This window comes from Streptomyces monashensis, from assembly GCF_001866665.1.
GTDB lineage: Bacteria > Actinomycetota > Actinomycetes > Streptomycetales > Streptomycetaceae > Streptomyces > Streptomyces monashensis.
On record NZ_MLYO01000016.1, the window covers coordinates 36,727 to 54,104 of the forward strand.

Here is a 17,378-nt window from a genome sequence, read left to right on the forward strand (position 1 = left end):
CCGTCACTGTGGGGGATTGCCGTGTTTGCGGGCGGGACGCTCGGCGTGCTTCGTGCGCAGCATCGACAGCGCCCCGATGAGGACGGCGCGGGTGTCGGCCGGGTCGATCACGTCGTCCACGAGGCCTCGTTCGGCCGCGTAGTACGGGTGCATCAGCTCGGCCTTGTACTCCTTGACCAGCTCCGCGCGCCGCGCCTGCGGATCGTCGGCCTCGGCGATCTGCCGGCGGAAGATGACGTTCGCGGCGCCCTCGGCACCCATCACGGCGATCTCGTTGGTCGGCCAGGCGTACGTCAGGTCCGCCCCGATCGACTGGGAGTCCATGACGATGTACGCGCCGCCGTAGGCCTTGCGCAGGATGAGCGAGATGCGCGGCACGGTCGCGTCGCAGTAGGCGTACAGCAGCTTCGCGCCGTGCCGGATGATGCCGCCGTGCTCCTGGCCGACGCCCGGCAGGAAGCCCGGCACGTCCAGCAGGGTCACGATCGGGATGCTGAAGGCGTCGCACATCTGGACGAAGCGCGCGGCCTTTTCACTCGCCTCGATGTCCAGCACACCGGCCAGGGACTGCGGTTGGTTGGCGACGATCCCGACCACCTGGCCGTCGAGCCGGGCCAGCGCGCAGATGATGTTGCGCGCCCAGCGCTGGTGCACCTCCAGGTAGTCGCCGTCGTCGACGATCTCCTCGATCACCCGCGCCATGTCGTACGGCCGGTTCCCGTCCACCGGCACCAGGTCCGCGAGCGCGGCGCAGCGCCGGTCCGCGGGGTCGTCACAGGGCACCGCGGGCGGGTTCTCGCGGTTGTTGCGGGGCAGGAGCGAGAGCAGATAGCGGACCTCCTCCAGACAGGTCTCCTCGTCGTCGTAGGCGAAGTGGCACACGCCGCTGGTCTCGGCGTGCACGTCGGCGCCGCCGAGCCCGTTCTGGCTGATCTCCTCGCCGGTCACGGCCTTGACCACGTCCGGGCCCGTGATGAACATCTGCGAGGTCTCGCGGACCATGAAGACGAAGTCCGTGAGGGCGGGCGAGTACGCCGCGCCGCCCGCGCACGGGCCGAGCATCACGCTGATCTGCGGGATGACACCCGAGGCGGCGGTGTTGCGGCGGAAGATGCCGCCGTACCCGGCGAGTGCGGTCACGCCCTCCTGGATCCGGGCGCCCGCACCGTCGTTCAGGGAGACCAGCGGCGCGCCGGCCGCCAGGGCCATGTCCATGATCTTGTGGATCTTGGCCGCGTGGGCCTCGCCCAGGGCGCCGCCGAAGATCCGGAAGTCATGGGCGTAGACGAAGACGGTACGGCCCTCGACCGTGCCCCAGCCGGTGACGACGCCGTCGGTGTACGGCTTCTTCGCCTCCAGCCCGAACCCCTGCGCCCGGTGCCGGCGCAGCGGCTCGACCTCGTGGAACGAGTCCGCGTCGAGCAGCAGGCCGATCCGCTCGCGCACGGTGAGCTTGCCCTTGGCCCTCTGGGCGGCCGTCGCCCTCTCACTGGGGCCGGCGAGCACGCTCTCGCGCAGGCCGGCCAGTTCCTCGACGCGGGACCTCATGTCTCCCCCTGCATACGTGAAGTGACGGAACCCCACTGGTCCGCCCAGCCTGGCAAGGCGGGCTGACCGGGGGCTGACGGACCGCTTACGCGGGACAACGCCGCAGTCCCTCAGGCGAGTTGGAGATCGGCGTCCCTGGTCAGGGCGGGGTCGTGGGCGAGGATCGCGCTCTCGACGCGGCGCAGCGCGGGGGAGGGCTGGATGCCGAGTTCGTCGTCGAGGCGGCGGCGCATGCGGCGGAAGGCGTCGAGGGCGTCGGCCTGCCGGCCCGCGCCGTACAGGGCGATCATCAGCTGCTCGCAGAAGCGCTCGCGCAGCGGGTGGTTGGTGTGCGCCTCGGCCAGCTCCGCGAGGACGGCCGCGTGCCGTCCCAGCCGTAACTCGGCGTCGAAGCGCAGCTCCATCGCGCGCATCCGGTACTCCTCCAGGCGGGCGCCCGCCAGCTGGCACAGCGTTCCGCCGGGGAAACCGCCGAACACCGCCCCGCGCCACAGCGCCAGCGCGTCCTCCAGCAGCCTGGCGGTGCGGCCCGCGTCGGCAGCGCCGGCGCCCTCCGCCTGCCGTACGGCCCGGATGAACTCGGCCGCGTCCAGCTCTCCCTCGCCGAGGCTCAGCCGGTAGCCGGCCGGATGGATCGTCACCCGCGAGGCCGCGCGGTCCGGCTCCAGCGTGCGGAGCCTGCGCCGCAGCCTGCTGATGTGTGCCTGGAGGGCGTTGGCCTGGTTGTCGGGGGCGGCCTCACCCCACATCTCCTCGGCCAGGCTCTCCCCGGACACCGGCCGGCCCTCGCTGACCAGCAGCGTCTGCACCAGGATGCGCTGGAGATCACCCGGGACGTCCGCCGGGCCCGCGTCGGTGCGTATCTCCAGCGGTCCGAGAACGGAGAACCTCAGCATGTCTTTCCCCCTTGATGACAATTCCTCGGCGACGGTTTTTCCGATGTGGTGCTGCGATGGCAGACAAGGGTGACCGCATACGCCTCGCCCCGGCGGGCCTCGATTTCCTTCAGCGGCCCGCCGGGGCGGATTTTCCGCCGGGACGGGGGCGGCCGGCGGTTCCTGGAATCCGGAATGGTGAATTCTCATTCACCCGCGTTCGGACATCGCGATCCGGCGGTGGTGCGTACCACGGTGGGGAGGGCGGGATCCCGGCTCCGGTGTTCCGTGCCGTTCACGTCCATCACAGTGACACCGTGCGCTGACGGAATGCTGACACGGTTCTGACGCAAGGCAATGAATTTCCAACGGCCCTTTTCCCGGACGGCCCGGCGGTGCTGTACTCCCTGCAACACTCCCATGCCGCGAAAACGCGCCCGAAAGGGGTAGGCGAATGACCGCCACCACCACCGAGAGCACCGCCGGAAGCAGTACCGACAGCCGGATTCTGGACGCGATACGCACCCACACCGCGAGCGAGAATCCGAGTTCGTTCCTGACCCTCAACAGCGGAAACAGCGTCTTCACCGTCCCGGGCACGGACGGTGTCGTCGTCTACCGCCGCACCGGCCGCTGGGCCGTGCAGTTCGGCGGCCCCTTCGCCGCCGAGGAGGACTACGACACCCTCCTCGACGCCTTCCGGCAGCGCGCCCGGGACGAGGGGCTCGGCGTCGTGGGCGTCCAGCTCCAGCGCGCCGACGCCGAGCGCTACGCCCGGCGCGGCTTCACCGTCAACCAGGTCGGCGCCTCCTGGGCGGTGAGCCTGGCCGAATTCACCCTGCGCGGCACGAAGTTCATGCAGCTGCGCAACAAGATCTCCCGTGCCCACCGCAACGGCCTGACCATCCAGGAGGCCGACGCCGCCGACGTGCGCGAGGCCATCGCCGCCATCGACGCGGCCTGGCTCGGCTCCAAGGGCGGTGCCCAGCAACTGGAGTTCCTGGTCGGCCAGATCGGCGGCCCGGCCCAGGCCCACCGCCGGCTCTTCGTCGGCACCATCGACGGCGCCCCGGTCGCCTACATCTCGTACTCCCCGGTGTACGGCAGCCGGGCCGGCTGGATGCACGACCTCAGCCGCCGCATCCCGGAGGGCTCCCCGGGCCTGATGGAGGCCATCAACGCGCACGCCATCGAGGTGTTCCGGGCCGAGGGCGTCGCATGGCTGCACTTCGGGTTCACCCCCTTCACCGGGCTGGACGCGAGCCACGAACTCGACGGCCACAGCCCGGCGTTCCAGTGGCTGATGCACGCCCTGTGGGCCGAGGGCGCCGCGCTGTACCCGGCGCAGACGCAGCTGTCGTACAAGCAGAAGTGGGCCCCTGACCTGAGCATCCCCGAGTACGTCGCCATCGACGGTCCGCAGGCCTCGCTGCCCGGATTCGCGCACGTCTTCCGTGCCTGCAACGCCTTCTGACGACACATCGAAGCCTCATCACCCACCAGGAGAAGTCATGAGCCAGTCCACCGAGGAACTCCAGCACGCCATGGTCGAGCAGCTGATGGCCGTCATCGGGGCACCCGACGACCAGCAGGTCGCCGAGGCCGCCGACGCCGTCGTGCGCGCCCTGGACGAGCGGCTGCGCGCCGAGGCGGCCGCCTGAGCACGGCACGTGCGATCAGAGGGACATCAGTGTCACATCAGCGCTCCACGGAACGCTGGACACACGTTCGCCCGGCGGCCCGGGCCCGGGGGCACCGCACTGTGCTCCCGTCGCCCCGGTCCGCCGGGTGAGCCCCGCCCGCGACGGTGACCGCGCGCGGGAGCTGAAGTCGACTCGCGGCGCCCGCAGCTCCGCCCGGCCGCGGCGCCGCCGCCCGATCCGGGCACTTCTCCCAAGGAGAGCAACGCATGCAGCGTCCGCACATACAGACGGCCGGGGCCCCCGCCTCCGCGGCCACAGCCCGCCCCGGCGCCTCGGCGACCTTCGCCGAACTGCTCAAACGGGTCAAGGCCGAGGGACTGCTCGACCTCGACCCGCGCTACTACGTGGGCAAGCTCGCCCTCAACACCCTCCTGCTGCTGATCGGGTTCGCCGCCTTCTTCGAACTGGGCGACTCCTGGTGGCAGCTCGCCACGGCCCTGTGGATGGGCCTGTGCGGCGGCCAGTCGGCGTTCATGTGGCACGACGCCGGCCACAAGGCGATGTTCCGCAGCAAGAAGGCCGCCTCCGCGGTCGGCTATGTGCACGCCAACCTGGTCAACGGGGTCAGCTACGGCTGGTGGGTCAACCACCACAACCGGCACCACTCCAACCCCAACCACCTGGACATGGACCCGGACATCGGCCGGCGCACCGCCATCTTCGACATCAAGCAGTACCCCTCCCGCAAGGGCACCCAGAAGCTCGTCGTGCGCTACCAGAGCGTGCTGTTCTTCGTGCTGCTCGTGCTCGAGGGCTTCAAGATGCTGAAGACGGCCGTCCTGTCCATCGTCCAGGGCAAGACGAAGCGGCCCGCGCTGGAGACCTCCCTGATCCTGCTGCGCACCGCCGTCTACCTCGGCCTCGTCCTCACCGTCCTGTCCCCGGCGCTCGCGGTCGCGTTCGTCGTCGTCCAGCACGCCGCCCTCGGCGTCTACTTCGGGATGATCTTCGCCCCGAACCACAAGGGCATGCAGATCCGCGACGGCGAGGAGGAGACCCTGGACTGGCTGGAGCGCCAGGTCCTGACCTCCCGCAACATCCGGCCCAGCCTGCTCGTCGACTTCCTCTACGGCGGCCTCAACTACCAGGTCGAGCACCACCTGTTCCCGGCCATGCCGCAGAAGAGCCTGCCGCGCGCCCGCGAACTCACCATGCAGTACTGCGCCGAGCGCGGAGTGCCGTACCACGAGGTCGGGTTCTGGGCCTCGTACCGCGAGGTCGCCTCCTACCTGCACGAGGTCAGCGCGCCCGTGCGCCGCGGTGACGTCGCGGAGCAGATCCGCCGCCAGGCAGCGGCGGCCGAGGCCGCCGAGGCTGCCCGGGTCGCCTGAGCCCCGGCCCGCGTCCGCCGGGCCGTCCCGACGTCCGCCCGCCCCAAGGAGCACGATCCATGTCCCAGACCACCGCGGCGGCGGGCGACGTCACCGCTCCCGCCACGATCGGCGCCCGGCTGGACCGGCTGCCGATCCTCCCGCTGCACCGCAGACTCACGGCCGTCATCGGTGTCGGCCTGTTCTTCGACACCTTCGAGAACAACCTGTCCGGCACCCTCGGCAAGGTGCTCCAGAGCGACTTCGGCTTCGGCGCGACCTCGCTCAAGCTGGTCCTGGCCTCGGGATTCCTCGGCCAGTTCCTCGGTTCCCTGACGCTCGGCCGGATCGCCGACCGATTCGGCCGGCGCCGGGCCTTCCTCGTCAACCTCGCCCTCTACTCGGCGTTCTCACTGCTCGGCGCCCTCGCCCCGAACGCCGCCTGGCTGATCGGCACCCGCTTCCTCGCCGGCCTCGGCATCGGCGCCGAACAGGCCCTGTCCGACTGCTACCTGGCCGACGTACTGCCGGCCGGCCGGCGCGGCCGGTTCATCTCCGGCGCCTACACCCTCGCCTTCTGCGGGGTCCCCGCGGTGGGCTTCGCCGCGCTGTGGCTGGTCCCGCGCACCCCGCTCGGCGTGGCGGGCTGGCGCTGGCTGTTCGTGCTCGGCGCGGTCGGCTCCGCCGTGGTGTGGGTGCTGCGGCGCGGACTGATCGAGTCGCCGCGGTGGCTCGCGGTGAACGGCCGCGCCGCCGAGGCGGAGTCGTTGGTGTCCGGCATGGAGGCGGAGGCGGCCGGCCGCGGCCTGCTCCTCACCCCACCCGAGACACGGCCCGAGCCCCCCGCGCACGCGTCCACACTCCGGGACATCCTCGGCCCCGGCCTGCGGCGGCGCACCCTCGTCCTCTGGCTCTTCTCCGTGCTCTCGGTCGTCGGGTACTACGGCTTCGGCACGCTCGCGCCGCAGATCGTCGCCGCCAAGGGGTACGGGATCGTCGCCGGGCTCGGCTTCACGGCGCTGTCCTTCCTCGGGTATCCCGTGGGCTCGGCGCTCGCCCTGCCCGTCGTGGACCGGGTCGAGCGCCGCACCCTGATCGCCCTGTCGTCGGCCGCGATGGTGGTCGCGGGACTCGGCTTCGCCTGTGCGGGCTCGGCCGCCCTGGTGGTGGTCTGCGGCTTCGCCTACACCCTGTGCAGCAACGTCTTCTCCAGCGTCTCGCACGTCTATCTCTCCGAGCAGTACCCGACCGTGATCCGGGCCACCGCCGCGGGCGCCGCCTACTCGCTGTCCAAACTCAGCGCCGGCGCCCTGCCGTTCGCGCTGCTGCCGGTCCTCGACGCCCACGGGCCCGGCGCGCTGTTCGGCGTCATCGCCGCCGCCATGGCCGTCCTCGCCCTCACCGTGCTGACCCTCGGCGAACGCACCACCGGCCGCCCCGTCGACTGAACCCATCCATCTGCACAAGGAGTTGAGCATGGCCTACGTCATCGGACTGCCCTGCGTCGACGTCAAGGACCGCTCCTGCATCGACGAATGCCCCGTCGACTGCATCTACGAAGGCCGCCGCGCCCTCTACATCCACCCGGACGAATGCGTGGACTGCGGAGCCTGCGAACCGGTCTGCCCCGTCGACGCCATCTACTTCGAGGACGACGTGCCCGCGGAGTGGGGCGGCGACCACGCGGCCTCCAACGCCGCCTTCTTCACGGGCCTCGGCTCGCCCGGCGGCGGCAGCGCGATCGGCCCCCAGGACCATGACTCGCCGCTGGTCGGCGGGCTGCCCGAGGGGGTGTCGGTGGCGTGAGCGGCCTGCTCGCCGGCAAGCGCGTCCTGGTCACCGGCCTGGTCACGGACGCCTCCATCGCCTTCCACGTGGCCCGCATCGCCCAGGAGGAGGGCGCCGAGGTGCTGCTCACCGGCTTCGGCCGGCTCTCCCTGATCGAGCGGTTCGCGGACAAGCTGCCGAGGTCCGCCCCGGTCATCGAGCTGGACGTCACCGACCAGGACCACCTCGACACCCTCGCCGAGCGGATCGGCGCGCACACCGACTCCCTCGACGGCGTCGTCCACTCCATCGCCTACGGACCCCGGGGCGCCTTCTCCTTCCTCGACGGCACCTGGGCCGACGTCGCGACGGCCGTGCAGGTCTCGGCGTACTCCCTGAAGTCCCTCACCACCGCCTGTCTGCCGCTGCTGGAGCGGCGCGGCGGCTCGGTCGTCGGCCTCACCTTCGACGCGGGCGTGGCCTGGCCGCACTACGACTGGATGGGCGTCGCGAAGGCCGCCCTCGAGTCCACCAGCCGCTATCTCGCCCGCGACCTCGGCAGCCGCGGCATCCGCTGCAACCTGGTCGCGGCCGGCCCCCTGCGCTCCATGGCCGCCAGATCCATCCCCGGCTTCGCCGAACTGGCCGACGTCTGGACCACCGGCCGCGCCCCGGTCGGCTGGGACCTCACCGACCCCGGCCCGGCCGCCCGCGGGGTCGTCGCCCTGCTGTCGGACTTCTTCCCGCGCACCACCGGCGAGATCGTCCACGTCGACGGCGGGGTGCACATGACGGGCGCCTGAGCACCGCGCGCCGAAGGGGGCGGGAGTCGCTTTCGACTCCCGCCCCCTTCTCCTGATGTGCGCTACTCGGTCCCGCCGCCCGGCAGGATGCGCCGGAACCCGGTGTACGGCACCAGCGCCTGAGGCAGCACCACCGAGCCGTCCTCCTGCTGCCCCTGCTCCAGCAGCGCGGCCACCGTGCGGCCGATCGGCAGGGCCGAACCGTTCAGCGTGGCCGCCGGCGTCTTGCGGCCGTCGGCCCGCTTGACCCGGATGTCGGCCCGGCGGGCCTGGAAGGTGCCGCAGTCGGAGACCGAGGAGATCTCCCGGTAGGCGCCGCCGCCCGGCAGCCACACCTCGATGTCGTACGTCATCCGTGCCGAGAAGCCCATGTCGCCCGCGGGCAACAGCACGGTGCGGAAGGACAGTTCGAGCCGGCGCAGGCACTCCTCGGCCTGGCCGACCATCAGCTCCAGCTGTTCCTGTGCCTGCTCCGGCGCGCAGATCCGCACCAGCTCCACCTTCTCGAACTGGTGCAGCCTGAGCACCCCCCGGGTGTCCCGGCCGTACGCCCCCGCCTCCGCGCGGAAGCAGGGGGTGCGCGCGGTGAAGGCGTACGGCAGGCCGCGGGCGTCCAGCAGTTCGCCGGCCACCAGGTTGGTCAGCGGCACCTCCGCCGTCGGGATCAGGAACAGCTCCCGCTCGCCGACCTGGGTGCGGAACAAGTCCTCCTCGAACTTGGGCAGTTGCCCGGTGCCGGTCATGGTGTCGCGGCCGACCAGGAACGGCACGGACTGCTCGGTGTAGCCGTGCTCACGGGTGTGCAGGTCGAGGAAGAAGTCACCGAGGGCCCGCTCCAGCCGTGCCCCCGCGCCCCGGGCCACACTGAACCGGGCGCCGGAGAGCTTCGCGGCCGCGGGGGAGTCGAGGATGCCGAGCGCCTCACCGATCTCGGCGTGATGGCGGGCCCCCGCCACCGGACGCGGTGCGGGCCCGCCGCGCCGTATCTCCACGGCCTCCTTCTCGGAGTCGCCGTCCGGGACCGCGTCCAGCGGCAGATTGGGGATGGACAGCAGCAGCTCGCACAGCGCGCCCGCGGCCGCGCGGGCGGCGGTCTCCGCCCGCTGCACCTCGGCCCGCAGGGCCCGCGCCGCCTCCTTCTCGGCCTCGGTGGGCGGGCCGGAGCGGCGGGCCTTGGCGGTGCGGTTCAGCTCCGTGCGCAGCCGGTTGACCTCGGCCTGGGTCGCGGTGCGGGCGCGCAGGGCGTCGCTCAGGGCGGTCAGGTCGAGGTCGTGACGGCGGCGGGCCAGGCGCCGTACGGCGTCGGGGCCCGCCTCGATCAGCTCGTGTGCGTCATGCATGGCGGTCTCCTGTCAGGGCGGGGGAGGGCGCGGGGGCGGGGGAGTCGAGGTGCCGGGTGCCGAGCTGCCGGTAGCGCAGCGGGTGTGCGGCGCGCAGCCGGGCCGCGTACACCAGCCCGCCGAGCGCGACCAGCGGCAGCAGCCAGGGCAGCGCGGCGACCACCGTGGACGGCGAACCGGTGAGCATGTCGAAGTTGCCGACGACCAGCCACACCGAGGCGGCGAGCCCGGCGAAGCCGAGCAGCGGGGCGAGCGCCGTCCGCCACCAGTGCCCCTGCCCCTCGCCGCGCACCCGCAGGCCGAGCACGGACAGCGCGGCCAGCGCCTGGAGGGCGACGATGCCGAGGGTGCCGAGACCGAGCATGCTGGTCGTCAGGTCGGCGTACGGGTCGAGTCCGGCGACGGCGAAGGCGCCCACGACCAGCGCGGTCAGCGCGCTCTGCGCGAGACTCGCCCGGTGCGGGGAGCGGTGCCTCGGGTGCTCGGCGGCGAGGGCGCCGGGCAGCAGTCCGTCCTCGGCGAGGACCTGGGCGTACCGGTTGGCGGCGCTGTGCAGGGCCAGCGTCGCCGCGAACAGGCTGGTGCACAGCAGCACCTGGAGCCCGGTGCTGCCGGCCTTGCCGAGGAAGTCGTCACCGAGGGAGAAGAACAGGTCGCCCATCTCCTTGCCCGCGACCTCCCGCACCCGCCCGGTGCCGACCGCGCCCACCGCCAGCCAGCTGGTCAGCGCGTAGAAACCGGCGATCAGCACGACGGCCGCGTAGGTGGCCCGGGGCACGCTGCGGCGCGGGTCCTTGGCCTCCTTGCCGTACAGCGCCGCCGACTCGAAGCCGATGAAGGAGACGAAGGCGAACATCAGCGAGACCCCGGCCCCGTGCCCGGCCGCGACATGCGGCGAGAAGGAGGCGGCGGGCAGGGCGTGCAGCCCGTGCCGGGCGAGGATCGCGATGTCCAGCGCGGCCAGCACGCCGATCTCGCCCAGCATCAGCAGGGCCAGCACCCGGGCGCTGAGCGCGATCTCCCGGTACCCGAGCACCGCGGTCAGCACCAGCCCGACGGCCGCGCACCACTCCCAGGAGACCGTCAACCCATGTGCGGCGAGGACGAGTTGGGTGAAGTATCCGAGCGCACCGGCGAGCCCGACGGTGGCGCAGTTGTACGACAGCAGCGCCACATACCCGGCCGCGACGGCGGGCGGGCGCCCGAGCCCGTCGGCGACCGATGCGTAGAAGCCGCCGGAGCCGCCGGTGCGCCGGGCGCTGACCGCGTACCCCACCGAGAAGCACAGCAGGGTGACCCCGGCGAACAGGAACGCCGCCGGCACCCCCGGCCCGTCGCCGAAGGCGAACGCGAGCGGCACGGTACCGACCATCGCGGACAGCGGGGCGGCGGCCGCGACGATGAGGAAGAGGATGTGCCCGGTGCCGAGCCGTCCGGGCGGGGAGGGAGAACCGTTGGCGGACGTGGTGGTGGACATGGGGACTCCAGAGCAGGGAGGACGGGGAGAACGCGGCGAACGCCGAGGACGTGGCGAACGCCGAGAACACGGAGAACGGGGAACAGCCGCCCGCAAAAGCTTCGCTACGGACGGCTGTCGTGGGGCGGGCTCAGGCAGGGGCGATCGCCAGTGCCGTGTTCTGCCCGCCGAAACCCAGCGAGGTGCTCAGAGCGAGATCGATCGGCATCTCGGTCAGCGTCTGGGCCAGCTTGATCTCGATCCGGGGATCGGGCATGACCAAGTTGGCGACGGGCGGAATCAGTTCGTGCTCCACGCTGAGCACGGCGAACGCGGCCTCGACCGCCCCCGCGGCGCCCAGCAGATGCCCGGTCACCCCCTTCGTGGATGTGACCAGCGGATCCCCGCGCAGGGTCCGCTGGATCATGCGAGCCTCGGACAGATCGTTGAGCGGCGTCGACGTGCCGTGGGCGTTCACGTGCTGCACGTCGTCCGGGTCGGCACCCGCGTCCGCGAGCGCCGCCCGCACCGCCGCCTCGATCCCGGCGCCGTCGGGATGCGGCGACGTCATGTGGTGCGCGTCGGCCGTGGCGCCGTAGCCGATGATCCGGCCGTGCACATGGGCGCCGCGGGCACGGGCGTCGGCCACCCGTTCCATCACGAGGATCCCGGCGCCCTCGCCCGCGACGAACCCGTCCCGGTCGGAGTCGAACGGCCGGGACGCGGACGCGGGGTCGTCGTGCCGCTTCGACAGCGCGCCCATCTGAGCGAAGCCGGCCATGACCAGCGGGGTGACCATGGCCTCGCTGCCTCCGGCGAGCACGATGTCGCAGCGGCCGAGCGCCAGCAGGTCCCGCGCCGTGCCGATGGCCGTCGCGCCGGACGCGCACGCGGTGGCCACCACCAGGTTCGGACCCGTGGCCCCGAACTCGATGGCCGTCTGACCGGCCAGCATGTTCGGCAGCTGCATGGGCAGCAGGAGCGGCGACACCCGGCCGGCGCCCTGCTCGCGCAGCACCTGGTGCTGGTCCTCGACCGTGCCCGGACCGCCGTCGGCGCAGCCCAGCACCACACCCACCCGCGCGCCGTCCCAGGTCTGCGGATCGAGCCCCGCGTCGGCCACCGCCTCGTGCGCGGCGACCAGCGCGAACTGCACGAACCGGTCGAGTCGGTGCGCGCGCCGCGCGCTCAGCAGGATCTCGGGGTCGAAGCCGGGCACCCGGCAGGAGATCTGTACGGGATTGTCCGCCAGTACCGGATCGAGGGCGGCGGCCGGCCTGCCGTCGCAGACCGCCGCCCAGCTCGGCCCGACCCCGATCCCGCCCGGGGTGACCAGGCCGAGCCCGGTGACGGCGATGTCCATACCGGCCATCAGACCTTCGCGCTCCGCTCCTCCATCAGCCGGACCATGTCCGCCACGGTCTCGGCCTCCAGGAGGTCGTCGTCGCTGATGTCCAGGTCCAGCTCGGACTTCAGCAGCAGCGACAGCTCCACCACGGCCAGCGAGTCCAGCTCGATGTCCTCCCGGGTGGCCTCCGGGGTGATGGCCTCGGGCGACACCTTCAGTTTGTTGGACAGGATTTCCTTGAGCTGCTCCAGCATGACGGTTCCTTTCGAGAGTCAAGAAGTGAGCGTCGGTCAGATGGTCTGCAGCTCCGGCCAGTGGACGGTCGCAGCTCCCCAGGACAGGCCGCCGCCGAACGCGGTGAGCAGCACCCGGTGGCCGGCCCGGAGCATGCCGTCCGCGGTGGCCTCGGCGAGCAGCAGCGGCAGGGACGCGGCGCCGGTGTTGCCGACCCGGGCGATGTTGCTCAGCCGCCGCTCCCCGGGGATGCCGAGCCGGTCCGAGACGGCGTCCAGGATCCGGGCGTTGGCCTGGTGGGCCGCGAACCGGTCGACGTCGTCGAGGGACCAGCCGGCCCGCTCGGCGGCCTCGGCGGACGCGGCGGTCATCCGCTCCACCGCGTGCCGGTAGGTGTCCCGGCCGAGCATCTGGAAGTAGTGGTCCTCCGGGGCCACGGGACGGTCGCTCGACCGCTGCCGCGAGCCGCCCGCCGGCACCTCGATCAGATGGCTCAGCTCGCCGTCGCTGCCGAGCACCAGCGGGCCGATCGCCCCGGGCTCGGCGGCCGAGCCGGCCCGCAGCACCACCGCGCCGGCGCCGTCCGCGAAGATCACCGCGGTCGTACGGTCCTGCGGGTTGATGATCGTCGTGAAGGCGTCGGCCGCGATCAGCAGCACGCTGTCCGCGATCCGGGCCGCGATCAGCCCGGCGGCCGAGGCGAGGCCGTACAGGAAGCCGGAGCAGACGGCCGCCACGTCGAACGCCGGCACCCCGCCGAGGCCGAGGCGGGCGGCCACCTGCGGCGCGGTCCCGGGGCACGGCTGGTCCGGGGTGGTGGTGGCCAGCACCACCGCCCCGACCCGCTCGTCCCCGGCCGACTTCAGAGCCCGCAGGCCCGCCTCCACCGCCAGGTCCCCGGTGGAGGTGCCCGGCGAGACGACGTACCGCTCGGCGATCCCGGTACGGGAGCGGATCCAGGCGTCGGAGGTGTCCAGCCGGGCCGTCAGGTCGTCGTTGGTCACCAGGTTGGGCGGGACGTACGACCCGATGCCCGCGACGACCGCGGCCCGCCCGGTGCTCATGCGCCGCTCTCCGGGTGCTCCGGGTTCTCGGAGGCGAGGACCTCGACGGGCAGGCCCATGTAGGCCATGCGGACCTCGGCCATCTCGTCGGTCCACCGCTCCGCCATGTCGTAGCGCTGCACGGCGGTGGTGTCGAGCAGCCGCACGCCCGGCCAGATCTCGTAGTCGCCGATCAGGTCCGCGTGCTCGTGCATGCCCTGCTGGAACAGGTCCTCGCGGTGGATGACGAACTCCCGGTCCGGGATCTCGTCCCACAGCTTCACGCCCGCGCGCAGGATCTCCAGCAACCGCGGCTTGTACGCGGGGTGTTCGGCGACGTGGTCGCGCAGGATGGTGCTGGCCACCGTCAGGTGCCGGATCTCGTCGATGGCGGTGCCGCGCGAGATCTCGCCGGTCGCGGGGGACAGCGGGGTCCACTTGCGCTCGCTCAGCTCGGCGGCCGGGGCGAGCACGCCCTCGATGATGATGGCGAACACGGCGACCCCGCCGGGGAAGTCGGCCCGGTCGCGGACGATGTCCAGGGTGAAGTCCACCACCGGGTCCAGGACCCGCTTGCGGTAGTCCCGGGCCATCTCCTCGACGTCCCGCAGCAGGGTCTTCTGCGGGATGCCCAGCTCCACCAGGTGCTGCCGGAAGACGCGCGCGTGACGGGCCTCGTCGAGCAACTGGGTGGCGTAGAACTCCATTTCGGGGATGCCGGGCGCGATGGAGACGTAGTGGCCGAGCAGCCGGGTGGCCAGCTCCTCCGCCAGGGCCCGGAAGCCGAACTCCAGCACCAGGGCCTCGCGCAGCGGGCCGGGCGCCTTCAGGAAGTCGGGCGTGAGCGCGTTCGCGTGGTGGCCACTCGCCCCGCGCTCGCGCAGGGTGCCCTGGGCGACGGAGGTGATCCAGTAGGCGAGGTCGCACTCCTCGGGGCCGAGGGTGAGTTCCTTCGCGCCGTCCAGCAGACCGGGCGCCTTGTCCCAGTCGGCCTCGCGGGCTACGGGTGCGGTCATGAGGCGACGGCCTCCTTCGCCGGACGCAGGGAGCCGGCGTACAGCCCGCCGGCGTAGGAGAGCAGGGGGAGCGCGTCGTCCGCCGTGGCGCGTACGACGTGGCCGAGCAGCAGCTCGCCGTCGCCCGCCGGGTGGGCGGAGTGGAAACGGCACACGTAGTGCGCGAGCGCGCCCGCGATCAGCGGGGCGTGCGCGTACCGGTCCGCCGTCCAGGCCAGGCCGGCGAAGGCGGCGTCGCCGTCGGGCCGCGCGCTGTCCGCGAACCGCCGTGCCACGTCGGCCTGTTCGCCGCCGAGCACGTTGACCGCGAACCGGCCCTCGGCGGCGGCCAGCCGGGCGAAGGACGAGCCCGCGCGCAGCACGACGCCGAGGAGCAGGGGTTCGCGCGAGACGAGGGTGACCGTGCTGGCCGTCGTGCCGTGCATCCGGTCCTCGGGGCCGGTGGTGAGCACCGACACCGGGGAGGCCAGGTGGTACAGGGCCCGGCGGCGCTCGGCCGGGTCCTGCCGGACCCGACGCCGTACGTCCGTGGCGGTGGTCATCGCACGGCCTCCGTCTCGCGTACGGCGCCGGGCTCGCGCACGGCCCCTCGCGCCGGGACGTGCCCGACCGGCACCGGGTCCATGGCGTGGCCGACCGGCTTCGGGTGCGGCAGGCCCAGCTCGTCCAGGAGCTTCAGGTAGCCCTCCTGGCGCACCGGTTCGAAGGGCAGCGCGAAGGACTTCATGAAGTTGCCGAACAGGCCGCGGTCGCCGAACAGATGGAACGGCAGCACCAGCAGCGCCCACTCCGGCTTCACCAGCCAGCACCACAGCGCGGCCACCGCGCCCTGGGTGACGAGGCTGTGCATGACGTTGTAGAGGACGTAGTAGGCCTTGGGGATCGGCCGCCCGCCGCTCCTGCGGAAGGCGATCGCGCCGGGGATGTAGCCGATCAGGTCGATGTAGAGGAACAGTCCGAGCGCCGGCAGCCAGCGGATGTCGCCGAAGTGGTAGACGATCAGGCCGGTGGTGACGGCGAGGCCCACCAAGTACTCGGCGCGGTGCAGCGAGTAGGTGCGCGGGGTCTCGAAGGGGTTCGCCTGGTCCATGGTCAGCTCCTCGCCGGGTGCTAGGCGCCGACCGCGGCGGGCGTGGTCAGTTCGACGTCGCCCCGGATGCGCACGCCCGGGAACAGCCCGGTCAGCGCCCAGGCGACGGTCTCCTTGATGACCCGCTCGGCGATCGGGTCGAGGATGCCCTCCAGGCTCGGGATGCCGAAGTCGAAGTCGGCGTCGAAGCGCACGGTGACGCCGTCCCCGTCCTGCCGCACGGACCAGATCCCGGCGAAGGAGTCGAAGTCGCCGTCGGACTGCTCGAAGCGGATCTCGCCGGCCGCCGGGTCGATCGTGTCGTCCTCGGTCCAGCGCAGCAGACCGCTGCGGAAGTGGAGCTCCCAGCTGGAGGAGGCCCGCGGGTCGGGGTAGGAGGCGTGCACGGTGGTCGCGTTGACGTGGGGCGCGAGGTCCGGGTACTTCTCCCAGCGCCGTACGGCGTGCAGGACCGTTTCCGCCTGCTCCGCGGGTATCAGGGCATCGAGTTCGACGTGCCGCACGATCAGTTACCGCCTTCCGGCATTGTGGCCGCGCCCTTGATCAGGTCACGGGTGGCCAGGTCGAAGGAGTTGACGAGGAAGTCCACGTCGGTGTCGTCCAGCACGGCGGGCGGCGTGAACCGCACCACCGAGCTGCCGTTCATGGAGTGGTTGGCGACCACGCCGTGGTTGAACAGCTCGATCAGCAGCTCGCCGGCGAGGCCCGCCTCGACCAGCTCCACACCGATGAGCAGCCCCCGGCCGCGCACGTCCACGACCAGTTCGGGGATGTTGCGCCGGGCGACCTCCGTGATCCGCGGCAGCAGCCGGGAGCCGAGGTCCATGGCCCGGGTGACCAGGCGTTCCTCCTTCACGGCCCGGATCGCGCCCTGCACCGCGGCCATCAGCACCGGCTGTCCGGAGAAGGTGGCGGTGTGGACGTAGGGGTCCTTGTCGAAGGGGCGGAACGCCTCGCGGGTGGCGACGGCCGCCGAGACCGGCATGACCCCACCGCCGAGCGCCTTGCCGGTGAGCAGGACGTCCGGGACGACGCCCTCGATGTCGGCGCCCCACCACTCGCCGAGCCGCCCGAACCCGGACTGCACCTCGTCGAGGATGAGGAACCCGTCGTACTCGCGGACCAGTTGCTCGACCCGCTTGAGATAGCCCTTCGGCGGGATGATGACGCCGCCCTCGCCCTGGACCGGCTCCAGGATCACGCACACCTCGCCCGGGTGGGCCTTCAGCTCGGCCTCCAGGGCGTCGGCGTCGCCGTACGGCAGGTGCTGGAAGTCGGGGACGAGCGGGCGGAACGGCGCCTGGTAGACGTCCTTCGCGGTCGCCGACAGGGCGCCCAGCGTCTTGCCGTGGTAGCCGCCGCGCATCGAGACCGTGCGCTTGCGGCCGCCCGCGCGGGCCAGCTTCAGCCCGGTCTCCACGGCCTCCGCCCCGGACAGCGCGAAGTGCACGCGGTCCAGGCCCTCCGGCAGGACGGAGACCAGCGCCTCCGCGGCGCGCGCCACCGTCGGCTCCAGCAGGATGCGGGTCGCGGTGGGGTGGGTGCGCAGCTGGCGCTCCACCTCCTCCATGACGATCGGGTGCCGGGCGCCCATGATGAACACGCCGTACCCGCCCGCGTTCAGGAACCGCTCACCGTCACTGGTGGTGAGCCAGGCGCCCTCGGACGCCGTCTCCATATGGCTCCCGAACAACTCGGCGAGCGTGGCCCGGCCCTTGCTGAGGTGGGCACGGTAGAGGTTGAGGATCTCCGCCTCCGAGTCGGCTGCGGTCGCCGCCGGAGACTCCTGCATGACGGTCACGTGTCTCTCCAAAGATCGGTGTACGGGGCCAGGACCGGATCGGT

General features: G+C 72.3%; 18 protein-coding genes. 6 read left to right on the forward strand and 12 right to left on the reverse strand.

The genetic code is table 11. The features are described 5' to 3' along the window. Positions 1–3: 3 nt before the first annotated feature. Entirely contained in the window at positions 4–1,548 is a 1,545-nt protein-coding gene (locus tag BIV23_RS08875; RefSeq protein ID WP_071380227.1) for an acyl-CoA carboxylase subunit beta, read from the reverse strand. Positions 1,549–1,658: 110 nt separating this feature from the next. Further along, the gene (locus BIV23_RS08880) at positions 1,659–2,444 is read right to left on the reverse strand and encodes an AfsR/SARP family transcriptional regulator (protein WP_071380228.1); all 786 of its coding nucleotides are present in this window, start codon (positions 2,442–2,444) and stop codon (positions 1,659–1,661) included. Between the two features lie 433 nt (positions 2,445–2,877). On the opposite strand from BIV23_RS08880, the gene BIV23_RS08885 reads away from it, so the two are divergent. The 6 genes from BIV23_RS08885 (at position 2,878) to fabI (ending at position 8,006) form a co-directional block, all read left to right on the forward strand. Then, entirely contained in the window at positions 2,878–3,897 is a 1,020-nt protein-coding gene (locus BIV23_RS08885) for a DUF2156 domain-containing protein (RefSeq protein ID WP_071380229.1), read from the forward strand. Between the two features lie 37 nt (positions 3,898–3,934). Continuing rightward, positions 3,935–4,084 (forward strand): hypothetical protein, encoded by a 150-nt coding sequence (locus tag BIV23_RS50220; protein WP_177235375.1) that lies wholly within the window; start codon positions 3,935–3,937, stop codon positions 4,082–4,084. Positions 4,085–4,332: 248 nt separating this feature from the next. Then, on the forward strand, positions 4,333–5,457 hold the full coding sequence (locus tag BIV23_RS08890; RefSeq protein ID WP_071380230.1) for a fatty acid desaturase family protein: 1,125 nt from the start codon (positions 4,333–4,335) through the stop codon (positions 5,455–5,457). A gap of 59 nt (positions 5,458–5,516) precedes the next feature. Next, the gene (locus BIV23_RS08895) at positions 5,517–6,884 is read left to right on the forward strand and encodes an MFS transporter (protein ID WP_071380231.1); all 1,368 of its coding nucleotides are present in this window, start codon (positions 5,517–5,519) and stop codon (positions 6,882–6,884) included. A 28-nt stretch (positions 6,885–6,912) separates the two neighbouring features. After that, the gene (fdxA, locus tag BIV23_RS08900; protein WP_071380232.1) at positions 6,913–7,242 is read left to right on the forward strand and encodes a ferredoxin; all 330 of its coding nucleotides are present in this window, start codon (positions 6,913–6,915) and stop codon (positions 7,240–7,242) included. Next, entirely contained in the window at positions 7,239–8,006 is a 768-nt protein-coding gene (fabI, locus tag BIV23_RS08905; protein ID WP_071380233.1) for an enoyl-ACP reductase FabI, read from the forward strand. Before fdxA ends, fabI begins: the two co-directional genes overlap by 4 nt. Positions 8,007–8,068: 62 nt before the next feature. On the opposite strand, the gene serS is transcribed toward fabI, so the two are convergent. The 10 genes from serS to BIV23_RS08955 all read right to left on the reverse strand — a co-directional run bounded on the left by serS (position 8,069) and on the right by BIV23_RS08955 (position 17,334). Beyond that, entirely contained in the window at positions 8,069–9,346 is a 1,278-nt protein-coding gene (gene serS, locus BIV23_RS08910) for a serine--tRNA ligase (RefSeq protein ID WP_071380234.1), read from the reverse strand. Continuing rightward, positions 9,339–10,823 carry an APC family permease gene (locus BIV23_RS08915; protein ID WP_071380235.1) on the reverse strand — a complete coding sequence of 495 codons (1,485 nt, stop codon included), beginning with the start codon at positions 10,821–10,823 and terminating at the stop codon, positions 9,339–9,341. Before BIV23_RS08915 ends, serS begins: the two co-directional genes overlap by 8 nt. A 130-nt stretch (positions 10,824–10,953) precedes the next feature. Continuing rightward, a complete protein-coding gene (locus BIV23_RS08920) occupies positions 10,954–12,174 on the reverse strand; it encodes a beta-ketoacyl-[acyl-carrier-protein] synthase family protein (RefSeq protein ID WP_071380236.1) in 1,221 nt (406 codons plus the stop codon). Beyond that, positions 12,174–12,404 carry a phosphopantetheine-binding protein gene (locus BIV23_RS08925; protein WP_046422004.1) on the reverse strand — a complete coding sequence of 77 codons (231 nt, stop codon included), beginning with the start codon at positions 12,402–12,404 and terminating at the stop codon, positions 12,174–12,176. Before BIV23_RS08925 ends, BIV23_RS08920 begins: the two co-directional genes overlap by 1 nt. A gap of 36 nt (positions 12,405–12,440) precedes the next feature. Then, complete coding sequence (locus BIV23_RS08930; protein ID WP_071380237.1) at positions 12,441–13,448, reverse strand: beta-ketoacyl-ACP synthase III; 1,008 nt, start codon at positions 13,446–13,448, stop codon at positions 12,441–12,443. After that, positions 13,445–14,443 carry a ferritin family protein gene (locus tag BIV23_RS08935; protein ID WP_071380238.1) on the reverse strand — a complete coding sequence of 333 codons (999 nt, stop codon included), beginning with the start codon at positions 14,441–14,443 and terminating at the stop codon, positions 13,445–13,447. The genes BIV23_RS08930 and BIV23_RS08935 overlap by 4 nt, the downstream gene beginning before the upstream one ends. Further along, on the reverse strand, positions 14,440–14,985 hold the full coding sequence (locus tag BIV23_RS08940) for a flavin reductase family protein (RefSeq protein WP_071380239.1): 546 nt from the start codon (positions 14,983–14,985) through the stop codon (positions 14,440–14,442). Before BIV23_RS08940 ends, BIV23_RS08935 begins: the two co-directional genes overlap by 4 nt. Continuing rightward, entirely contained in the window at positions 14,982–15,533 is a 552-nt protein-coding gene (locus tag BIV23_RS08945) for a hypothetical protein (RefSeq protein ID WP_071380240.1), read from the reverse strand. Before BIV23_RS08945 ends, BIV23_RS08940 begins: the two co-directional genes overlap by 4 nt. Before the next feature lie 20 nt (positions 15,534–15,553). Continuing rightward, positions 15,554–16,036, reverse strand: coding sequence for a type II toxin-antitoxin system RatA family toxin (locus BIV23_RS08950; protein WP_071380241.1), 483 nt, complete (start codon positions 16,034–16,036; stop codon positions 15,554–15,556). A 2-nt stretch (positions 16,037–16,038) separates the two neighbouring features. Continuing rightward, positions 16,039–17,334 carry an aspartate aminotransferase family protein gene (locus BIV23_RS08955; protein WP_071380242.1) on the reverse strand — a complete coding sequence of 432 codons (1,296 nt, stop codon included), beginning with the start codon at positions 17,332–17,334 and terminating at the stop codon, positions 16,039–16,041. Positions 17,335–17,378 lie beyond the last annotated feature (44 nt).